Below are 16,557 nucleotides of genomic sequence, written 5' to 3' on the forward strand. Positions count from 1 at the left end.
CCCGTGCTCGACAAGGGGCATCGGTGCTTTGGGAAGCCAGAGGTCGTTGCTGTCCCACCCCGCCTTGATGCGTTCAAGCACAGGCCGATGAGCGCGACTCGGTGTCTAGCTGCCCATGACAGCAGCAGAGGCGGCCGACGGAGCAACTGGAGGAAAACGGCAGGCTAGTGAGCAGCCTTCCGGATGGCTGTGCGTGGCTGCCCGAGCCGCTAGTCACTCCCGGTCCACAGGTCGACCGGCATCCACAGATGGGAACCGTCGCCGACCGTCGGATATCTCGAGGGCTACACAACCAGGTACCCGCCACCCGTGGTCAGCGGGCGGATCGGTTGACGGGTCGAGCACTGGAGGTCCGACGATGGCCAAGCCGCGACGACGGCAAGCAGGCGAAGGCAGTATCAGCGAGTACACGACGAAGGCAGGTCCGCGCTTCCTGATCAAGTTCACCGCCGCGCGGGAGGACGGGTCCAAGCGTGCAGTCCTCAGGCGCGGGTTCACGACCAGAAAGGAGGCCGCCGCAGCCCTGCGCATGGAGATACGTCGCTCCGAGGTGGGGGAGTGGGTGGAGCCGTCGAAGCAACGCCTCGGCGCCTACCTCGCCGAGTGGATCGAAGGGCAGCGGCTCAGCCCTTCCACGCTGGCCTCGTATCGCAAGAACATCCGGTTGCACATCGATCCCTACCTCGGGGCGCATCCGGTCGCCCGGCTCACCGCCCCTGCCGTCGACGCATGGATGCGCCAGTTGGAGGCGGCCGGCCGAGCCGACGGCCAGGGAGGCCTCTCTGCCCGGACAGTGCGCTACGTGTACACAATCCTGCGTTCGGCTCTGGGTGATGCGGTCAAGCAGGGGCGGCTCTCCGTCAACCCGACGGACCGGTCGACGCCCCCGAGCCCGTCCGAGGCCCGCCCTCCAGAGATGCAGGCGTGGACGGCGTCCGAGCTCGTCCGCTTCCTCGGTTGGGCCGATGGCGACGACCGGGACCTCGCCATGGGCTGGCGGCTTCTCGCGGCCACCGGGATGCGCCGCGGCGAGGCGCTGGCCCTCCGCTGGCGCGATATCGATCTGGACGCCGGACGGCTCGCGGTTCGCCGCAGCGTCGGGGTGGTGAAGAGCAAGGGTGCCGGCGAGCAGCTCATCGAGGGCCCGACGAAGACAGGTCGGGCCCGCGTCGTCGACCTGGACTCGGGCACCGTGGCCGCGCTTCGCGCCTACCGGGCAGCTCGCGGATCCCTGGCCCTCGAACTCGTCCGGGACTCAGCACTCGTTCTCAGCACCCTCGACGGCAGCCACCGCCATCCGGAGCGGTTTTCTCGCCGTTTCGTCGGCCAGATAGTCCGGGCGCGCAAGGCGCTGGGGGAGGAGGGACTGCCGGTGATCCGGTTGCACGACCTCCGCCACACTCACGCCACTCTGCTACTGGCCGACGGTGTGCCGGTGAAGGTCGTCTCAGAGCGCCTGGGCCACGCGAGCGCCACGATCACCCTCACCGTCTATCAGCACGTGCACCCCGGCATGGGCCGCGAGGCAGCAGACCGCTTCGCCGCGCTGCTGAAGGGCTGATTGCGGGCGCGAAGTATCACGCGGGTATCACCGAGCGCCCTCAGGCCCGACGACGCAAACACCCCGGGTTCCTGACCTGCAGGAACACCGGGGTGAGGCTGTGTCCGAGGGGGGACTTGAACCCCCACGCCCGATAAAGGGCACTAGCACCTCAAGCTAGCGCGTCTGCCATTCCGCCACCCGGACGAGTGCGGGACAAGACTACCGGAGCCCGTCCGCCGTCCGGAGCACCCCCCGCCGGTCAGCTCGCGGCGACCGACACCCGGCCCCGGCCGGCCCGCTTCGCCTCGTAGAGCGCGGCGTCGGCGGCGATGTAGAGCCCGCGCCGGTCGTCGGAGTGCTGCGGCAGATGCGCCACCCCCACGCTGATCGAGAGTGCCAGCAGCGCCCCGTCCGGGAGCTTCATCGGCGTCGAGCGCACCGCGTCCAGCAGGTCCTCGGCCCGCTGCACCGCCACGTCGGACGAGCACCCGGGCATCAGGACGGCGAGCTCGTCACCGCCCAGTCGCGAGAGCACGGCGTCCTCGGCCCGGACGTTCTCCCGGAGCACGCCCGCGAGGTGCACGAGCACATCGTCCCCGACCGGGTGGCCCTGGCTGTCGTTGATCGTCTTGAAGGCGTCGACGTCGATGAGCACGAGCGCCGTGCCCGGGTCGACCGACCGGGCGAGGTGCACGTCCAGGGCGCCGTCGAAGGCCCGTCGCGTGGCCAGGCCGGTCAGCGAGTCGACGGTGACCTGGCGCTGCAGGGCCTCCACCAGCACCTCCTGCCGCCGGTTGGCGCGTACCAGCAGGACGGCGATGACGGCGAGCACCGCACCGAAGAACGTGAAGTCGGTGACCGCCAGGGGCAGGGGGAGCAGCAGGACGAGGGTGAGCAGGTCGGACCCGAGCGCGGCGGCGGTCACCAGGACGACCCCCGGCGTCCGGAGGTGGATGGCCGCCCAGAGCACCGGGAGCGCGTAGAAGGCCTGCGACCCGGCCGAGGTGTCGCCGGTGAGCAGGTTGAGGGTCAGGGTCAGGAGGACGCCGGAGAGCGCGAGGAGCGCGACGGCGTTCCACCGGTCCAGGACCTCGGGGGGCAGCAGCCGGAACGCCAGGCTCGTGCCCAGCAGGACCACGATCGCCGTCGCGTGGACGGTGCGGGCGAGGGCGCCGCCGAGAGGGACCTCGAAGACCGGCAGCGAGATGAGCACGGTGGCGCTGGCGAGCGCGATGAGCACACCGCTGTGCGCAGCGGCCCGCGGGTCGCGCGCCCGGAGCGCGCTCAGCCTGCCCATGCAGTTCCTTCGGCGGATCCCCCGCGACGGTGCAGGGGCCTCTCACTCCGGAGGGGGAGCCTGGGCGGTGGCACGATCACCCCATGACCGAGGACGCGGCCGCGCCGCTGACCCGAGCCCAGGACGAGGTCGCCGAGCTGCTCTCGGACCTGATCCGCATCGACACGACCAACACCGGCAGCACCGCCACCAGCGCGGGGGAGCGGGTCGCCGCCGAGTGGGTCGCCGGCAAGCTCGACGAGGCGGGCATCGGCTCGCGGATCGTCGAGTCCGAGCGCGGCCGGGCCAGCCTGGTCGCCCGCATCCCGGGCGCCGACCGCAGCCGCCCGGCGCTGCTCGTCCACGGGCACCTCGACGTCGTCCCCGCCGATCCGGCCGAGTGGAGCGTCCACCCGTTCTCCGGCGAGGAGCGCGACGGCTACATCTGGGGCCGCGGCGCGGTGGACATGAAGGACATGGACGCGATGGTCCTGGCGCTGGTGCGCGACTGGGCCCGCACCGGCGTGCAGCCCGACCGCGACATCGTGCTGGCCTTCGTCGCGGACGAGGAGGCCGGCGGGAAGCTGGGCGCCCACCACCTCGTCGACGAGCACCCCGACCTGCTCGAGGGCTGCACCGAGGCGATCAGCGAGGTCGGCGGCTTCAGCATCACGGTCCGCGACGACCTGCGCCTGTACCTCGTGCAGACCGCCGAGAAGGGGCTGGCCTGGATGCGGCTCACCGCTGCCGGCCGGCCCGGGCACGGCTCGTTCGTGCACGACGACAACGCGGTCACCCGGCTGTGCGAGGCGGTCGCGCGGATCGGCGCCCACCGCTTCCCGCTCACCCTGACGCCGCCCATGCGCGAGTTCCTGGCCGCGGTGGAGGACGCCTACGGAGTCGAGATCGACCCGGCCGAGCCGGAGCTGGCCCTGGCCCGCCTCGGCAGCATCAGCCGGATGATCGGCGCGGCCCTGCGCAACACCGCCAACCCCACGATGCTCGACGCCGGCTACAAGGCCAACGTCATCCCGGGCACCGCGAGCGCCACCGTCGACGGCCGCTTCCTCTACGGGCAGGAGGAGGAGTTCGAGCGCCAGCTCGCCGCGCTCATCGGCGAGGGCGTGCAGCGCGAGTGGCTGGTGTACGACCAGGCCGTGGAGACGACGTTCGACGGGCCGCTGGTCGACCAGATGGTCACCGCCCTCAAGGCCGAGGACGACGGCGCGCGCCCGGTGCCGTTCACGATGAGCGGTGGCACCGACGCCAAGAGCTTCCAGCGTCTCGGCATGCGCTGCTTCGGGTTTTCCCCGCTGCGGCTGCCCGCCGACCTGGACTTCGCCTCGCTGTTCCACGGCATCGACGAGCGGGTGCCCGTCGAGTCGCTGCGCTTCGGCGTCCGGGTGCTGGACCGCTTCCTGCGGTCGGCATGATGCAGGAGTGACCTCCTCCACCACCCCCGCACCCACGCCCGGTTCCGTCGCGCTGATCACGGGGGGCACCGGTGGCTTCGGCCGCGCCCTCGCGACCAAGCTCAAGGCACTCGACGTCACCGTCGTCCTGGCCGACCTCGACAGCGAGCGCAACCGTCAGGTGGCCGACGAGCTCGGTTGCCCGTTCGTGGTACTCGACGTCTCCGACCGCGCGGCCAACGCCGCCGTCGTCGCACAGGTCGAGGCCGACCACGGCCGCCTGGACGCCGCCTTCCTCAACGCCGGTATCGCCGGCAAGTCGCGGCAGGCCCTCGACGTCGACGAGTTCCTCAAGGTCGTGGACATCGACCTGTTCGGCGTCGTCTACGGCACCGAGGCCGCGCTGCCGGCGCTGCGCCGGGCCGGCGGCGGCTCGATCGTCGTGACCGCCTCGCTCGCGGGTCTCGCGCCGCTGGCCACCGATCCCGGCTACAGCGTGGCCAAGGGGGGCGCCATCACGTTCGTCCGCTCCATGGCGGCGCGCGTGATCGACGAGAACATCACCATGACGGCGATCTGCCCCGGCTTCGCCGACACCGCGATCATCGACGGCATCCGCCAGACGTTCATCGACAACAACTTCCCGATCCTCTCCGCCGAGGAGGTCGCCGACGCGATGATCGCCGCGTGGACCTCGGGCGAGCCGGGGGCTGCCTACATCGTCCAGCCCGGCATCGGCGCGGTGCCCTACAAGTTCAAGGGCGTGCCCGCGGCCAAGACCGCGACCGGCGAGACGGCCGGCGTCCCCGGCGCGCTGCGCCCGGGCTCGGCGACCTGATCAGTCCGTGCCGCCGGCGTCCTGCTGCGAGCAGGCGAAGAGGAACGCCGGCGGCACGTTCCACGGCGTGATCCGCCAGCGCACCGAGCGGAACCGGCGGCGGAGCTCGCCCATCATCAGCGGTGAGTACTGGATCATCACCATGACGCCCTGCGGAGTCAGCAGGCCGGGAAGCGCATCCAGGATCCGCTGCCGGAGCTTGCCGTCCAGCGAGGTGAAGGGGATCGCGGAGACCAGGACGTCGGCCCGCTTCCCGTCCAGGTAGGCATCCACCTTCTCGGCCGAGTCGGTGACGACCTGCAGACGGTCGTCACCGGCGTAGCGCTTCTCGAGGAGCGCGGACAGCTTCGGGTCGATCTCCACGGCCACCAGCCGGGCGTCCGGCTTCAGCCGGGCCAGGATCTCGCCGGTCTGGACCCCCGTGCCGGCGCCGAGCTCGACCACCAGGTCGGCGGCGGGGACGTCGGCCAGGTCGAGCATGTCGCGCACCGCGGAGCGGGACGTGGGCAGCACAGCGCCCATCTGGCGCGGATGGGCGACGAAGGCGGCGAAGAACCGCAACGGGTCCGTCAGGTGCTGTCTCATGCGGTCCTCACCGTTCGGCCGGGCGTCCTCGCCAGCACACTGTCATGAGGCCGACGGGCGGGCGAGCGCAGGTCGGGGGCAGGTGACGGCCGTCACGCCGCGTCTGGCAGGGTCGGGACATGCGTGCATGGCGGGTCCACGAACTCGGCGACCCTGCGGAGGTCATGAGTTTCGACGAGGTCGAGATCCCGACCCCCGGTGAGGGGCAGGTGCTGGTCAAGGTGCGGGCCGCCGCCCTGAACTTCCCCGACATCCTCATGGCCCAGGGGCTGTACCAGGAGAAGCCGCCGCTTCCGTACACGCCTGGCGTGGAGCTGTGCGGCGAGATCGTGGAGACCGGGCAGCGGGTCATCGGCTCGCCCGCCGGCGGGCCCGGCGCCTTCGCGGAGTACGCGGTGATGGACGCCGCAGCGGCCTACCCCGCGCCCGAGGGGCTCTCCGACGAGAAGGCCGCCTCGCTCTACCTCACCTACTCGACCGGGCACGTCGGCCTGCACCGCCGGTCGCACCTGCAGGCGGGGGAGTGGCTGCTCGTCCACGCCGGAGCCGGAGGCGTCGGATCGGCCGCCATCCAGCTCGGCAAGGCCGCCGGCGCGCGGGTCATCGCCACGGCCGGCGGCGCCCGCAAGACCGAGATCTGCCGCGAGCTGGGCGCCGACCTCGTCATCGACTACACGACCGAGGACTTCGTCCCGATCGTCAAGGAGATCACCGGTGGCCACGGCGCCGACGTCGTCTACGACCCGGTCGGCGGCGAGGTGTTCGACAAGTCGCGGCGGTGCATCGCGTTCGAGGGCCGCCTGCTGGTCGTCGGGTTCACCAGCGGCGTGCACCCGTCGGCGCCGGCCAACCACGTGCTGGTGAAGAACTACAGCGTCGTCGGCCTGCACTGGGGCCTCTACCGCAAGCACGACCCGGCGCTGTTCCCGCAGGTCCACGAGGAGCTCGTCCGCCTGGTCGACGAGGGCCTCATCGACCCGCTGGTCGGCGACGTGCTGCCGCTGGACCAGGCGCCGCAGGCCCTGGCCCGGCTGGGCGACCGCGGGACCGTCGGCAAGGTCGTCCTCGTCCCGTAGTGCGTCGGCTCCCGCCTACGCTGGACCGGCCATGACCTACCGATCCCTCCCGCTCGTGCCGGCGAGGGACGGGCTCTCGGCCGACTGCTCCCGGTGCGCCGGGCTGTGCTGCGTCGCCCCGGCCTTCGCGGCCTCGGCCGACTTCGCGATCGACAAGCCCGCGGGCACCCCGTGCCGCCACCTCCAGGACGACTTCCGCTGCGGCATCCACGACCGGCTGCGGCCGGAGGGCTTTCCCGGCTGCACGGTCTTCGACTGCTTCGGCGCCGGTCAGCGGATCACCCAGGAGACCTTCGGCGGGCGGAGCTGGCGGGAGTCGCCGGAGCTGGCGGCCGGGCAGTTCGCGGTGCTGCCGGTCATGCGGCAGCTGCACGAGATCCTCTGGTACCTGGCCGAGGCCGCGACCCTGCCGGCCGCGGTCGCGCTGCACCCGGCCGTGGAGCAGGCCCGCGCCGCCACCGAGCGGTTCGCCGGGACGGACGCCGAGGCGCTACGTGACCTCGACGTGGGCGCCCACCGCGCCGAGGTGGGCGCGCTGCTGCAGCAGGTGAGCGACGCCGTCCGCACGCCACCGGGGCCCGACCGCCGCGGCGCGGACCTCATGGGCCGCGACCTGCGCCGCACGCGGCTGCGCGGGGCGAGTCTGCGCGGCGCCTACCTGATCGGCGCGGACCTGCGCGGCGTCGACCTCGGGACGGCGGACCTGCTGGGGGCCGATCTGCGGGCGGCCGACGTCCGCGGCGCCGACCTCTCGGCCTGTCTGTTCGTCACCCGGCCGCAGCTGGTGGCGGCCCGGGGCGACGCCGCGACGCAGCTGCCGCCGGGGTTGCCGCACCCCGCGCACTGGCAGCAGGACCCGGCTGGGTGAGCGGAGCCTAGATGTGCGGGCCCGGCAGGTAGGACAGCCGTGCGCGGCGCCGCAGGACGACCTTGCGGGTGCCGTCGGCGTGCAGCTGCAGCCGGGCGAGCTCCCAGCCGCCCACGTCGGACTGAAGACTCAGCATCGTGGCCGCCGCGGACCGGGACGTGCCCGGCGGGATCCGCAGCGGCGCGAACTCGTAATCGGGGGACGCCTCCATCGGCACGATTGTGCCTGCCCGTCGCCCGATGGTCACTCCGTCGTTCCCTGGCTCACATCCGCCGCTGGGCCGGACGGTGGTCCTGGCGGCAGGATGGGACCGAAGCGACCGCACCAGACACGGAGGACGACGTGACCGATCCCGGCACTGCCAACGAAGCGGACCTCGCCGAGCAGGGCGCCCTCGTCGACGGCACCGCCATGGGTCTCGCGGGCGCCGTGGCCGGCCCCGAGGACGGGGTCCCCGAGGCCGACGCGCTCGAGCAGCAGCTCGCCGCCCGCCCCGGTGAGGCCGGCACCCCGCAGCGGCCGGTCGGCGACCGGGAGGCGAACGAGGCCGACGTGCTGGAGCAGGAGGCCGACGTCCCGCTCGACGAGGACGACGCCCGCGGCTGAGACGTCGCCGGCCGGCGTCAGGGGCCGATGAGCTGCAGCTCGCCCGGGGCGCGGCCGGCGACGAACACCCGGCCGCTGTCCGCGTCGACGGCCAGGCCCTGGGCCTCCGGCGCGAGCTCGACGACCCGGCCGGCGGGCTAGTCGGTCCCGGCTGATCCCGCCGCGCGGAGCTGCGCTGACGCGCGCGCTCAGCCGGCGAGGTCGGCGGCGTACTCGGCCAGCAGCCCCGCGAGCCGGGTGCGCCGCGGCCGGACGTCCACCTCGCGGACGGCGCGGACGAGGGCCGCGCCGCTGGCGTGCACGATCGACAGGTGCTTCTGCGCGCGGGTGAGCGCGGTGTAGACCAGCGGCCGGGACAGCATGCCTCCGGCCTCGGGCGGCAGCACCACGACGACGCCGGGCCACTCCGAGCCCTGGGCGCGGTGCACGGTGATGGCCCAGCCGTGCCGCAGGTCCGACAACGCCGAGCCGTTCACCGTCACCGGGCCGGAGGCGAACGCCACGTCCAGCGACCCCTCGCCGGCCTTGGTGACCACCCCGACCTCGCCGTTGGCGAACCCGATCGGCTCCAGGTCGAGGTGGTTGGCGGTGGCGACGACGCGGTCGCCGGGGTCGAAGCCGAACACCGTGCCCTCGCCCGGGTTGAGCACGGCCTTGAGCGCCTTGTTCAGCTCGATCGTGCCGGCCGGCCCGCGGTGCACCGGCGTCACCACCTGGACCGCACCGGGCTCGATGCCCAGGGCGCGCGGGATGGAGTCGGTGACCAGCTGGACCACCCGTCGCGCCGCCTCGGCCGAGCCCGTGGCCGGCACGATGACGACCTCGCGGTCGGGGGAGTCGACCGGCGGCAGCTCGCCACCGCGCACTCCGGTGGCCAGGCGGGCGATGGCCCCGCCCTCCGCCTGGCGGTAGAGCGTGGTCAGCTCGGTGACCGGCACGGCGCCCGAGTCGATGAGGTCGCCCAGCACGTGGCCGGGGCCGATCGAGGGCAGCTGCGCCGGGTCGCCCACCAGCAGCAGGTGGGTGCCGTCCTGGCAGGCCTCCAGGAGAGCTGCGGTGAGCTCGACGTCGAGCATCGAGGCCTCGTCGACCACGACGACGTCGGCGTCCAGCGGCCACTCCTCGTTGCGGGCGAACCCGCCCGTCATGCCCTGCGCGCCGAGCAGCCGGTGCACGGTCACCGCGGGGTGGTCGGTCAGCTCCTCCAGCCGCTTGGCCGCCCGTCCGGTCGGGGCGGCCAGGGCCACCTCGGTGCCCTTGGACTGGAGCAGCTTCACGATCGCGGCCACCGTCCGGCTCTTGCCGGTGCCCGGTCCGCCGGTCAGCAGGCTCACGCCCGCGCCCAGCACCTGCGCGACCGCCTGCTTCTGCGCCTCGTCCAGGCCCTTGGCCACCGAGCGCACCGAAGCCGGGTCGGCGATCCGCTCGGCGGCGGCCGCCAGGCGCGCGACGTTCTCGGCCACCGCCTCCTCGGCCATGCCGAAGCGGGCCAGCGACAGCATCCGCAGCGCGGGGTCCGGCTCGGCCGGCTCGGTCGGGTCGGCATCCCCGCCCACCCCGCCGTCGTCCTCGGGCATCGGTGGCTCGTGCTCGAGCACCTCACCGCCGTCCACGGCCGCCACGATCGCGGCCGCGGGGTCGGTGATGCCCTCGGCGCGGAGCGCGGCGACGACGAGGTCGGCGGGCAGGACGGTGTGCCCGTCCCGCGTCGCGGTGCGCAGCGTGAGGCCGACGATGGCCCGGCCCCGGCGGGCGTCCTGCCGGTCGGCGCCCTTGAGGACGGCGATCGCGAGTCGGTCGGCCTCGGCGAGGGAGACCCCCGACAGGCTGAGCAGCGCCCACGGGTCGTCGCGCAGCCGCCGCGCGGCGTCGGGCCCGAGCGTGTCGGCCACGCCCGCGGCGAGCTTCGCCTGCAGCCCCGCGGCGATCAGCAGCTCGACCACCTCGTAGGTGGGCTGCGCGGCCAGGAAGCTGGAGAACAACCGCTCGGCGCGCTGCCGCCCGACCCGAGGCAGCTTGAGCAGCCGGTCGGCGGTGACGTCGTCGGGCGCGGTGATGTTCACGCCGGGCAGCTCCGCCGCCGTCCGTCGGCCGAGACCCGGCCACAGGCCGGCCGCGCAGAAGGCGGCGAAGACCGGGTCGCCGCCGGTCGCCGGCAGGGGAGCGGTCATCGCTCCGCCAGGCGCTCGGGATAGCCGGCCGGCGCCGCCGACACGTCCTCCAGCGCGGTGCGGATGGCGGCCGGGAGGCGGACGCCGTCGGCGTCGAGCGAGGCCTGCAGCTGCTGGGCGGTGCGCGCGCCGACCACGGGGGCGACGACGCCGGGCCGGTCGCGGACCCAGGCCAGCGCCACGCCCAACGGGCTGGTGCCCAGCCCCTCGGCCGCGGTGATCACCGCCTCGACGATCCGGTCGGACTTGGCCGAGCGCAGCCCGTCGATGAACACCTGCCACTGCTGCGAGGCGCCCCGGGACTCCGACGGCGTGCTGTGCCGGTACTTGCCGGTGAGCAAACCGCGGCCCAGCGGCGACCAGGCCAGCACGCCCAGGCCGAGCGCCTCGGCGGCGGGTACGACCTCGCGCTCGACGCCGCGCTGCAGCAGCGAGTACTCCATCTGCGTGCTCACGATGGGCGTGCGGCCCGGCCAGGCGCGCTGCCAGGTGGCGGCCTGCGCGGTCTGCCAGCCGGAGAAGTTGCTGATGCCGATGTAGCGGGCGCGGCCGGAGGAGACGGCGAGGTCGCAGGCGGCCAGCGTCTCCTCCAGCGGCGTGGCGTCGTCCCAGGCGTGCAGCTGCCACAGGTCGACGTGGTCCAGGCCCAGCCGCTGCAGGGAGGCGTCCAGCGCCGCGAGCAGGTGCCCGCGGGAGGCGCCGCGCCCCATGGGGCCCGGTCCGGTCCGGCCGGCGGCTTTCGTGGCGACGAGCACGTCGGAGCGGGGGACGACGTCGGCCAACAGGTGACCGAGGATCCGCTCGCTCTCGCCGTCGCAGTAGACGTCGGCGGTGTCGACCAGCGTGCCGCCGGCGTCGACGAAGGCCGTCAGCTGCATCGCGGCCTCGTCCTCGTCGGTGTCGCGGCCCCAGGTCATCGTGCCCAGCGCCAGCCGGCTCACGACCAGACCGCTGCGCCCCAGCGCCCGTTGTTCCACGACCGGCCAACCTACCGGCGACCGGCCGCGTCCACCGGCGAGCACCTCCAGCCTCGGAGCGGCGCGCCCGGACCCGTCGCGGGCGCCGCCTAGGGTGACCGCTCGTGCGTGCCAGCCTGATCCCGACGTCGTCCGCCCTCCTCGCCGGTGGAGGGCCGCGCTGATGGGCTGGGTCGAGGCCGTCGTCCTGGGCGTCGTCCAGGGGCTGACCGAGTTCCTGCCGATCTCCTCCAGCGCACACCTGCGCGTCGTGGGCGAGGCCTTCGGGTGGGACGACCCCGGCGCCGCCTTCACCGCCATCACGCAGATCGGCACCGAGGCCGCCGTCCTGCTGTACTTCCGCCACGACATCTGGCGGATCATCACCGCCTGGTTCGCCTCGCTCGGTGGCGGCCGCAAGGGCGACCCGGACGCGCGCATGGGCTGGCTGATCATCGTCGGCAGCCTGCCCATCGGCATCCTCGGGCTGCTGTTCGAGGAGGACATCGAGACGACGTTCCGCGACCTGCGGGTCGTGGCGACGACCCTCATCGTGTTCGCGCTGATCCTGTACGCGGCCGACCGGGTGGGCGCCAAGCAGCGGCAGCTGGACCAGCTCACCGTGCCGCACGGCATCGGCTACGGGTTCGCCCAGGCGCTGGCCCTCATCCCGGGCGTCTCCCGCTCCGGCGGCACGATCACCGCCGGGCTGTTCCTCGGCTACTCGCGCGCCGCGGCTGCCCGCTACTCGTTCCTGCTGGCCATCCCGGCGGTGCTGGCCTCGGGCTTCTACCAGACCTACGACGAGCTCAGCGGCGACGACGGCGCGGGGGTCGGGGTGTCCTGGGGGCCCACGATCCTGGCCACGGTGCTCGCCTTCGGCGTCGGCCTGAGCGTCATCGCCTGGCTGCTGCGCTACCTCGACCGCGGCTCGTTCACGCCGTTCGTCGTCTACCGCATCGCGCTGGGCGTCCTGGTGCTCGTGCTGGTCTTCGCCGGCGTGCTCGACCCCGAGCCGGTTGCGTCGTCCGTCCCCTGAAGGACCCCGCCGCCACCCACCACTCGCAGGCTCGCGGCGGGGCCCTGCGCCGGGGCCGCATACGCTCGCGCCCGTGACCACGGTGATCCTGCTCCGGCACGGGCGGACGACGGCCAACGCGGGCGGGATCCTGGCCGGCTGGACGCCGGGCGTGCAGCTCGACGAGACCGGCGCCGCCCAGGTCGCCGCGGTGGGTGAGCGGCTGGCGAAGGTGCCGCTGGCCGCGGTCGTCAGCAGCCCGCTGGAGCGGTGCGTGCAGACGGCGACGGCGGTCACGGCGGGGCGCGACCTCGAGCTGCGCACCGACGACCGGCTCGGTGAGGCCCGCTACGGCGACTGGACGGGCCGGACGATCAAGGAGCTGGCCAAGGAGCCGCTCTGGAAGGTCGTGCAGCAGCACCCCTCGGCCGCGGTGTTCCCCGGCCCGGAGGGGGAGGGGCTGGCGCAGACCCAGGCCCGGGCCGTCGCCGCGGTGCGGGCCATCAACGCCGAGCTCGGGCCCGACGCCGTCTGGCTGGCCTGCAGCCACGGCGACGTCATCAAGGCCGTGCTGGCCGACGCGCTGGGCCTGCACCTGGACCAGTTCCAGCGGATCGTCGTCGACCCCGCCTCGATCTCGGTGGTCACCTACACCGAGACCCGGCCGTTCGTGGTCCGCGTCAACGACACCGGCGGTGACGTCTCCGCGCTGGTCCCGCCGCCGCCGAAGAAGCGCGGGCGCCGGACGCGGTCCTCCGACGCCGTCGTCGGCGGTGGCTCCGGCGCACCTGCCTGACACCCCGGTGCTGTCCGGGCAGGCCCGCGGCCCGTCCGCGTAACCTGGGCGCGTGCCCCGTCAGGTCCATCTCTTCGATCGTCCGAGCCGGTTCGTCGCCGGCACCGTGGGCCAGCCAGGGGACCGCACCTTCTACCTGCAGGCGTCCGACGGCAGCGGCCGCACGGTCAGCGTCGCGCTGGAGAAGACCCAGGTCCAGGTCCTGGCCGACCGCATGGCCGAGCTGCTCGACGAGGTGTCGGGTCGCGCCGATGCGGTGATCCCGCCCGACGCCGACGTCGACGACCTCGATCCGCTGACCCCGCCCGTGGACGAGGAGTTCCGGGTCGCCGCCATGGGTCTGGCCTGGGACGGGGCCGAGCAGGCCGTCGTCGTGGAGGCCGTGGCCGCCGGTGAGGAGCCGATCGAGGAGGACGCGATCCTCTCCGACAGCGACGAGGGCCCCGACGCGCTTCGGGTGACGATCACCCCGATGGCGGCCCGGGCGTTCATCGCCCGCGCGCGGCGCGTGATCTCCGCGGGCCGGCCCTCCTGCCCGCTGTGCTCTCTGCCGCTGGACGCGACCGGCCACGTCTGCCCGCGGCAGAACGGCTACCGCCGCTGACCGGCGGCATGCGATGAGCGAGCAACCCGCCGAGCCGGTCCTCCGGCCACCAGCCGACGACGCCGAGGCCCTGCACCTGCTGCGGACCGGCGAGATCGACCTCGAGGGCCGGATGCTCGACGCCTCCAACGTGACGCTGGTGGGCGCGATCCGCTCCGGCGACCTCGGCGGGGAGTGCGTCTACAAGCCGGTGGCGGGGGAGCGGCCGCTGTGGGACTTCCCGGACGGCACCCTCGCCGGCCGGGAGATCTCCGCGTTCCTCGTCTCCGAGGCCACCGGCTGGCGGGTCGTGCCGCCCACGGTGCTGCGCGAGGGCCCGTTCGGGCCGGGCATGGTGCAGCTGTGGATCGACGGCGACGAGGACGTCGACCTGGCCGAGTTCGTGCGCCGCGACGACCCCGCGCTGCGGCGCATGGCGGTGTTCGACGCGGTGGTGAACAACGCCGACCGCAAGGGCGGGCACATCATCCCGATGCCCGACGGCCACGTGTACGGCGTCGACCACGGCATCTGCTTCTCCGTCGAGCCCAAGCTGCGGACGCTGCTGTGGCGCTGGGCCGGCCGCCCGATCCCGCTGGCCGCGCTCGAGGTGCTCGAGCGGCTGTCCGAGGAGCTGCTGGGCGACCTGGGGGAGCAGCTGCACGAGCACCTGACCCGGCGCGAGGTGCGCCGCACGCAGCAGCGGGTGGCCGAGCTGCTGCGCACCAAGCTCCACCCCGAGCCCAGCGGCGACTGGCCCGCCCTGCCCTGGCCGCCCTTCTGAGCTGACGCGCCGCTGTTTGCGTTCGGAGCACCGGCTCGGCGAAGGTGTCGGGGTGGGCGACCTCGGAACGGACACGCAGGTGGAGCAGGTCGACGAGGGGCGCTTCCGCGCGACGCCGTCGCCCGCGTGGAACATCTGGGGGCCGATGGGGGGCTACATCGCCTCCTTCGCCCTCCGGGCCGTGGGCGCGACCGTCCCGGAGCACGAGCCGGCCGCGTTCTCCTGCCACTACCTCGGGGTGGCCCGCCCGGAGCCGATCGACATCGAGGTGCGCAGCGCCAAGCCGGGCCGCACGGCCGGCTCGTCGACCGTCGCGATCACCCAGGCCGGGAAGCCCATCCTGAATGCGATGGTGTGGGCGGTCGCCGGCGTGGAGGGCCTCGAGCACGACGAGTCGGTGGCGCCCGCCGTGCCCGGTCCCGACGAGCTCCCGTCGCTCGACGCGCTGGGCCGGCGCGAGGGCTCCGGGACGGTCATCCCGTTCTGGGACAACATCGAGAGCCGGCCGGTGGACGCCGACGGTCCCGGGCGGCCGGACGGCCCGCGCCCCGCCGTCTGGCAGCAGTGGCTCCGGTTCCGCGAGACCCCGACGTTCGCCGACCCGTGGGTCGACGCCACCAGGTCACTGGTCCTGGTCGACTTGCCGAGCTGGCCGGCCGCCGTCCGCCCGCACGCCTGGCAGCGGCCGGCGTTCACCGCTCCCACGCTGGACCTCAACGTCGCCTTCCACCGTCCCGCGACGGACGAGCCCTGGCTGCTCTGCGACGGCTCCGCGCCGGTGTCCACCCGGGGCATGTTCGGCTGGCGGGCCAACGTGTGGTCGCCGGGCGGGAAGCTCCACGCCTCCGGGGGCGGCCAGTGCCTCTACCGCCGCCTGCCCTCCTGACCGGAGCGTCCCGACGTGCCGCACCGCAGCCGCCTGTCCATCCTGCTGCTCGACCTGCCGCCGGAGCACCTCGCCGCGGGTAGCGCGTTCTGGGCCGGGGCCACGGGGCGCCCGGCCACGCCCGAGCCGGAGGACGCCGACTGGGCCTCCCTGGGCTCGTTCGCCGACGGCTGGCACGTCGAGATCCAGCGGACCGGGGAGGGGACGCCGCCGCGCTGGCACGTCGACGTCGAGACCGACGACATCCCCGCCGAGGTGGCCCGGCTCGAGGCCCTGGGCGCCACCCGCTACCGGGACATGGGGCCGGGACGGTTCTGGCAGATGAAGGATCCCGCCGGTCTCGTCTTCTGCGTCGTCGGCGTCCAGACCGGCGAGGAGTTCGAGCGCCACGCGGTCACCTGGCCCTGAGCCCGCCCGCTACTCCAGGTCCACCGAGGCGATCATCGCGGCCGCGAGGGCGGCGTCGCCGTCGACGGTGAGCGCGTCGAGGGGCACCCGCCGCCACACGGCCAGCAGCAGGTCGCCGGCGGTGCCGGTCAGGGTCGCCACCGGGACCGGCCGCGAGCCCGCGAAGAGCGTGCGCTCCGCGTCTGCGTCGACGGCGTGGAGGACCACGGGGTGGGCGTCGGCCGGCGGTCCGTCGGGCAGCGCCCCCAGGACCATGACCTCCAGCCACTCGTCCAGCCCGTCGAGCGCGAGGTCGGCCGGGATCGGGTGGACGTCGCCGAGCACCTGCTCCGCGTCGGCGGTGTGCACCGCCGCCTCCTGGGCCTGCCTGCGCAGCACCCAGGCGACGTCCTGCCGCCGCGCCCACGTCCAGACCCGCTCGGCCGGATCGGCGCCGGCCAGCGCGGCCTCCAGCTCCGCGCTCCGGGCCGCGGCGTAGCCCAGCAGCTCGTCGTCGGGGTGCCGGACGGGCTGCTCGTAGGCGGAGGGGTCCTGCGCGCGCGTCCGCACCACCCACGCCCAGAAGCGCTGCACCTCGGCCAGGTGCCACACCAGGTCCGCCAGCGACCAGTCCGGGCAGCCCGGCACCCGAGCCCTCCAGCCGTGGGCGAGGACGCCGGCGGCCGTGGCCTCGGCGAACCGCGCGTTCGACCGCCGCAGCGAGGGCAGGTACTCGTGGATCTCCATGGCGTGTCCTCCTCCGCCGACGGCC

At 74.0% G+C, this 16,557-nt stretch carries 18 protein-coding genes and 1 tRNA gene; 12 read left to right on the plus strand and 7 right to left on the minus strand.

Annotated elements, in window-relative coordinates; genetic code table 11:
* Positions 1–358: 358 nt before the first annotated feature.
* Positions 359–1,561, plus strand: coding sequence for a tyrosine-type recombinase/integrase (locus tag BLS70_RS19245; protein ID WP_176946500.1), 1,203 nt, complete (start codon positions 359–361; stop codon positions 1,559–1,561).
* 101 nt (positions 1,562–1,662) lie between these two features.
* Here the strand turns inward: BLS70_RS19245 and BLS70_RS19250 are convergent.
* Both BLS70_RS19250 and BLS70_RS19255 read right to left on the minus strand, forming a co-directional pair.
* Positions 1,663–1,747, minus strand: a tRNA-Leu gene (locus tag BLS70_RS19250).
* A 55-nt stretch (positions 1,748–1,802) separates the two neighbouring features.
* Positions 1,803–2,840: a GGDEF domain-containing protein gene (locus tag BLS70_RS19255; protein WP_091771262.1), complete on the minus strand. Its 1,038-nt coding sequence runs from the start codon at positions 2,838–2,840 to the stop codon at positions 1,803–1,805.
* A gap of 83 nt (positions 2,841–2,923) precedes the next feature.
* Here BLS70_RS19255 and BLS70_RS19260 point away from each other — a divergent pair, with 83 nt between their 5' ends.
* Together BLS70_RS19260 and BLS70_RS19265 are read left to right on the plus strand one after the other, a co-directional pair.
* Positions 2,924–4,252 carry a M20/M25/M40 family metallo-hydrolase gene (locus BLS70_RS19260; RefSeq protein WP_091771264.1) on the plus strand — a complete coding sequence of 443 codons (1,329 nt, stop codon included), beginning with the start codon at positions 2,924–2,926 and terminating at the stop codon, positions 4,250–4,252.
* Between the two features lie 7 nt (positions 4,253–4,259).
* A complete protein-coding gene (locus tag BLS70_RS19265) occupies positions 4,260–5,069 on the plus strand; it encodes an SDR family oxidoreductase (RefSeq protein ID WP_091771266.1) in 810 nt (269 codons plus the stop codon).
* On the opposite strand, the gene BLS70_RS19270 is transcribed toward BLS70_RS19265, so the two are convergent.
* Positions 5,070–5,654 (minus strand): class I SAM-dependent methyltransferase, encoded by a 585-nt coding sequence (locus tag BLS70_RS19270; RefSeq protein ID WP_091771268.1) that lies wholly within the window; start codon positions 5,652–5,654, stop codon positions 5,070–5,072.
* A 164-nt stretch (positions 5,655–5,818) separates the two neighbouring features.
* On the opposite strand from BLS70_RS19270, the gene BLS70_RS19275 reads away from it, so the two are divergent.
* Both BLS70_RS19275 and BLS70_RS19280 read left to right on the plus strand, forming a co-directional pair.
* Complete coding sequence (locus BLS70_RS19275; RefSeq protein WP_255362597.1) at positions 5,819–6,730, plus strand: NADPH:quinone oxidoreductase family protein; 912 nt, start codon at positions 5,819–5,821, stop codon at positions 6,728–6,730.
* Between the two features lie 31 nt (positions 6,731–6,761).
* Positions 6,762–7,598: a pentapeptide repeat-containing protein gene (locus BLS70_RS19280; protein WP_091771272.1), complete on the plus strand. Its 837-nt coding sequence runs from the start codon at positions 6,762–6,764 to the stop codon at positions 7,596–7,598.
* Positions 7,599–7,605: 7 nt separating this feature from the next.
* On the opposite strand, the gene BLS70_RS19285 is transcribed toward BLS70_RS19280, so the two are convergent.
* Positions 7,606–7,809 carry a DUF5703 family protein gene (locus BLS70_RS19285; RefSeq protein WP_091771525.1) on the minus strand — a complete coding sequence of 68 codons (204 nt, stop codon included), beginning with the start codon at positions 7,807–7,809 and terminating at the stop codon, positions 7,606–7,608.
* A gap of 131 nt (positions 7,810–7,940) precedes the next feature.
* Between BLS70_RS19285 and BLS70_RS19290 the strand changes: the two genes are divergently transcribed.
* Positions 7,941–8,204 carry an Rv3202a family protein gene (locus BLS70_RS19290; RefSeq protein ID WP_091771274.1) on the plus strand — a complete coding sequence of 88 codons (264 nt, stop codon included), beginning with the start codon at positions 7,941–7,943 and terminating at the stop codon, positions 8,202–8,204.
* 188 nt (positions 8,205–8,392) lie between these two features.
* Here BLS70_RS19290 and BLS70_RS19295 read toward each other — a convergent pair whose 3' ends face one another.
* Both BLS70_RS19295 and BLS70_RS19300 read right to left on the minus strand, forming a co-directional pair.
* Positions 8,393–10,375 (minus strand): AAA family ATPase, encoded by a 1,983-nt coding sequence (locus BLS70_RS19295; protein ID WP_091771276.1) that lies wholly within the window; start codon positions 10,373–10,375, stop codon positions 8,393–8,395.
* On the minus strand, positions 10,372–11,352 hold the full coding sequence (locus tag BLS70_RS19300) for an aldo/keto reductase (protein ID WP_091771278.1): 981 nt from the start codon (positions 11,350–11,352) through the stop codon (positions 10,372–10,374). Before BLS70_RS19300 ends, BLS70_RS19295 begins: the two co-directional genes overlap by 4 nt.
* Positions 11,353–11,515: 163 nt before the next feature.
* Between BLS70_RS19300 and BLS70_RS19305 the strand changes: the two genes are divergently transcribed.
* The 6 genes from BLS70_RS19305 (at position 11,516) to BLS70_RS19330 (ending at position 15,806) form a co-directional block, all read left to right on the plus strand.
* Positions 11,516–12,370: an undecaprenyl-diphosphate phosphatase gene (locus BLS70_RS19305; protein ID WP_091771280.1), complete on the plus strand. Its 855-nt coding sequence runs from the start codon at positions 11,516–11,518 to the stop codon at positions 12,368–12,370.
* A gap of 73 nt (positions 12,371–12,443) precedes the next feature.
* The gene (locus BLS70_RS19310; RefSeq protein ID WP_091771282.1) at positions 12,444–13,145 is read left to right on the plus strand and encodes a histidine phosphatase family protein; all 702 of its coding nucleotides are present in this window, start codon (positions 12,444–12,446) and stop codon (positions 13,143–13,145) included.
* Positions 13,146–13,197: 52 nt separating this feature from the next.
* The gene (locus BLS70_RS19315; RefSeq protein WP_091771284.1) at positions 13,198–13,749 is read left to right on the plus strand and encodes a DUF3090 family protein; all 552 of its coding nucleotides are present in this window, start codon (positions 13,198–13,200) and stop codon (positions 13,747–13,749) included.
* A gap of 13 nt (positions 13,750–13,762) precedes the next feature.
* On the plus strand, positions 13,763–14,512 hold the full coding sequence (locus BLS70_RS19320; RefSeq protein ID WP_091771286.1) for an SCO1664 family protein: 750 nt from the start codon (positions 13,763–13,765) through the stop codon (positions 14,510–14,512).
* A 52-nt stretch (positions 14,513–14,564) separates the two neighbouring features.
* The gene (locus BLS70_RS19325; protein ID WP_091771288.1) at positions 14,565–15,398 is read left to right on the plus strand and encodes an acyl-CoA thioesterase; all 834 of its coding nucleotides are present in this window, start codon (positions 14,565–14,567) and stop codon (positions 15,396–15,398) included.
* A gap of 15 nt (positions 15,399–15,413) precedes the next feature.
* On the plus strand, positions 15,414–15,806 hold the full coding sequence (locus BLS70_RS19330; protein ID WP_091771290.1) for a VOC family protein: 393 nt from the start codon (positions 15,414–15,416) through the stop codon (positions 15,804–15,806).
* A 9-nt stretch (positions 15,807–15,815) separates the two neighbouring features.
* On the opposite strand, the gene BLS70_RS19335 is transcribed toward BLS70_RS19330, so the two are convergent.
* Positions 15,816–16,532 (minus strand): maleylpyruvate isomerase family mycothiol-dependent enzyme, encoded by a 717-nt coding sequence (locus BLS70_RS19335; RefSeq protein WP_091771292.1) that lies wholly within the window; start codon positions 16,530–16,532, stop codon positions 15,816–15,818.
* Positions 16,533–16,557 lie beyond the last annotated feature (25 nt).

The organism is Blastococcus aurantiacus (assembly GCF_900102425.1).
GTDB classification, from domain to species: domain Bacteria; phylum Actinomycetota; class Actinomycetes; order Mycobacteriales; family Geodermatophilaceae; genus Blastococcus; species Blastococcus aurantiacus.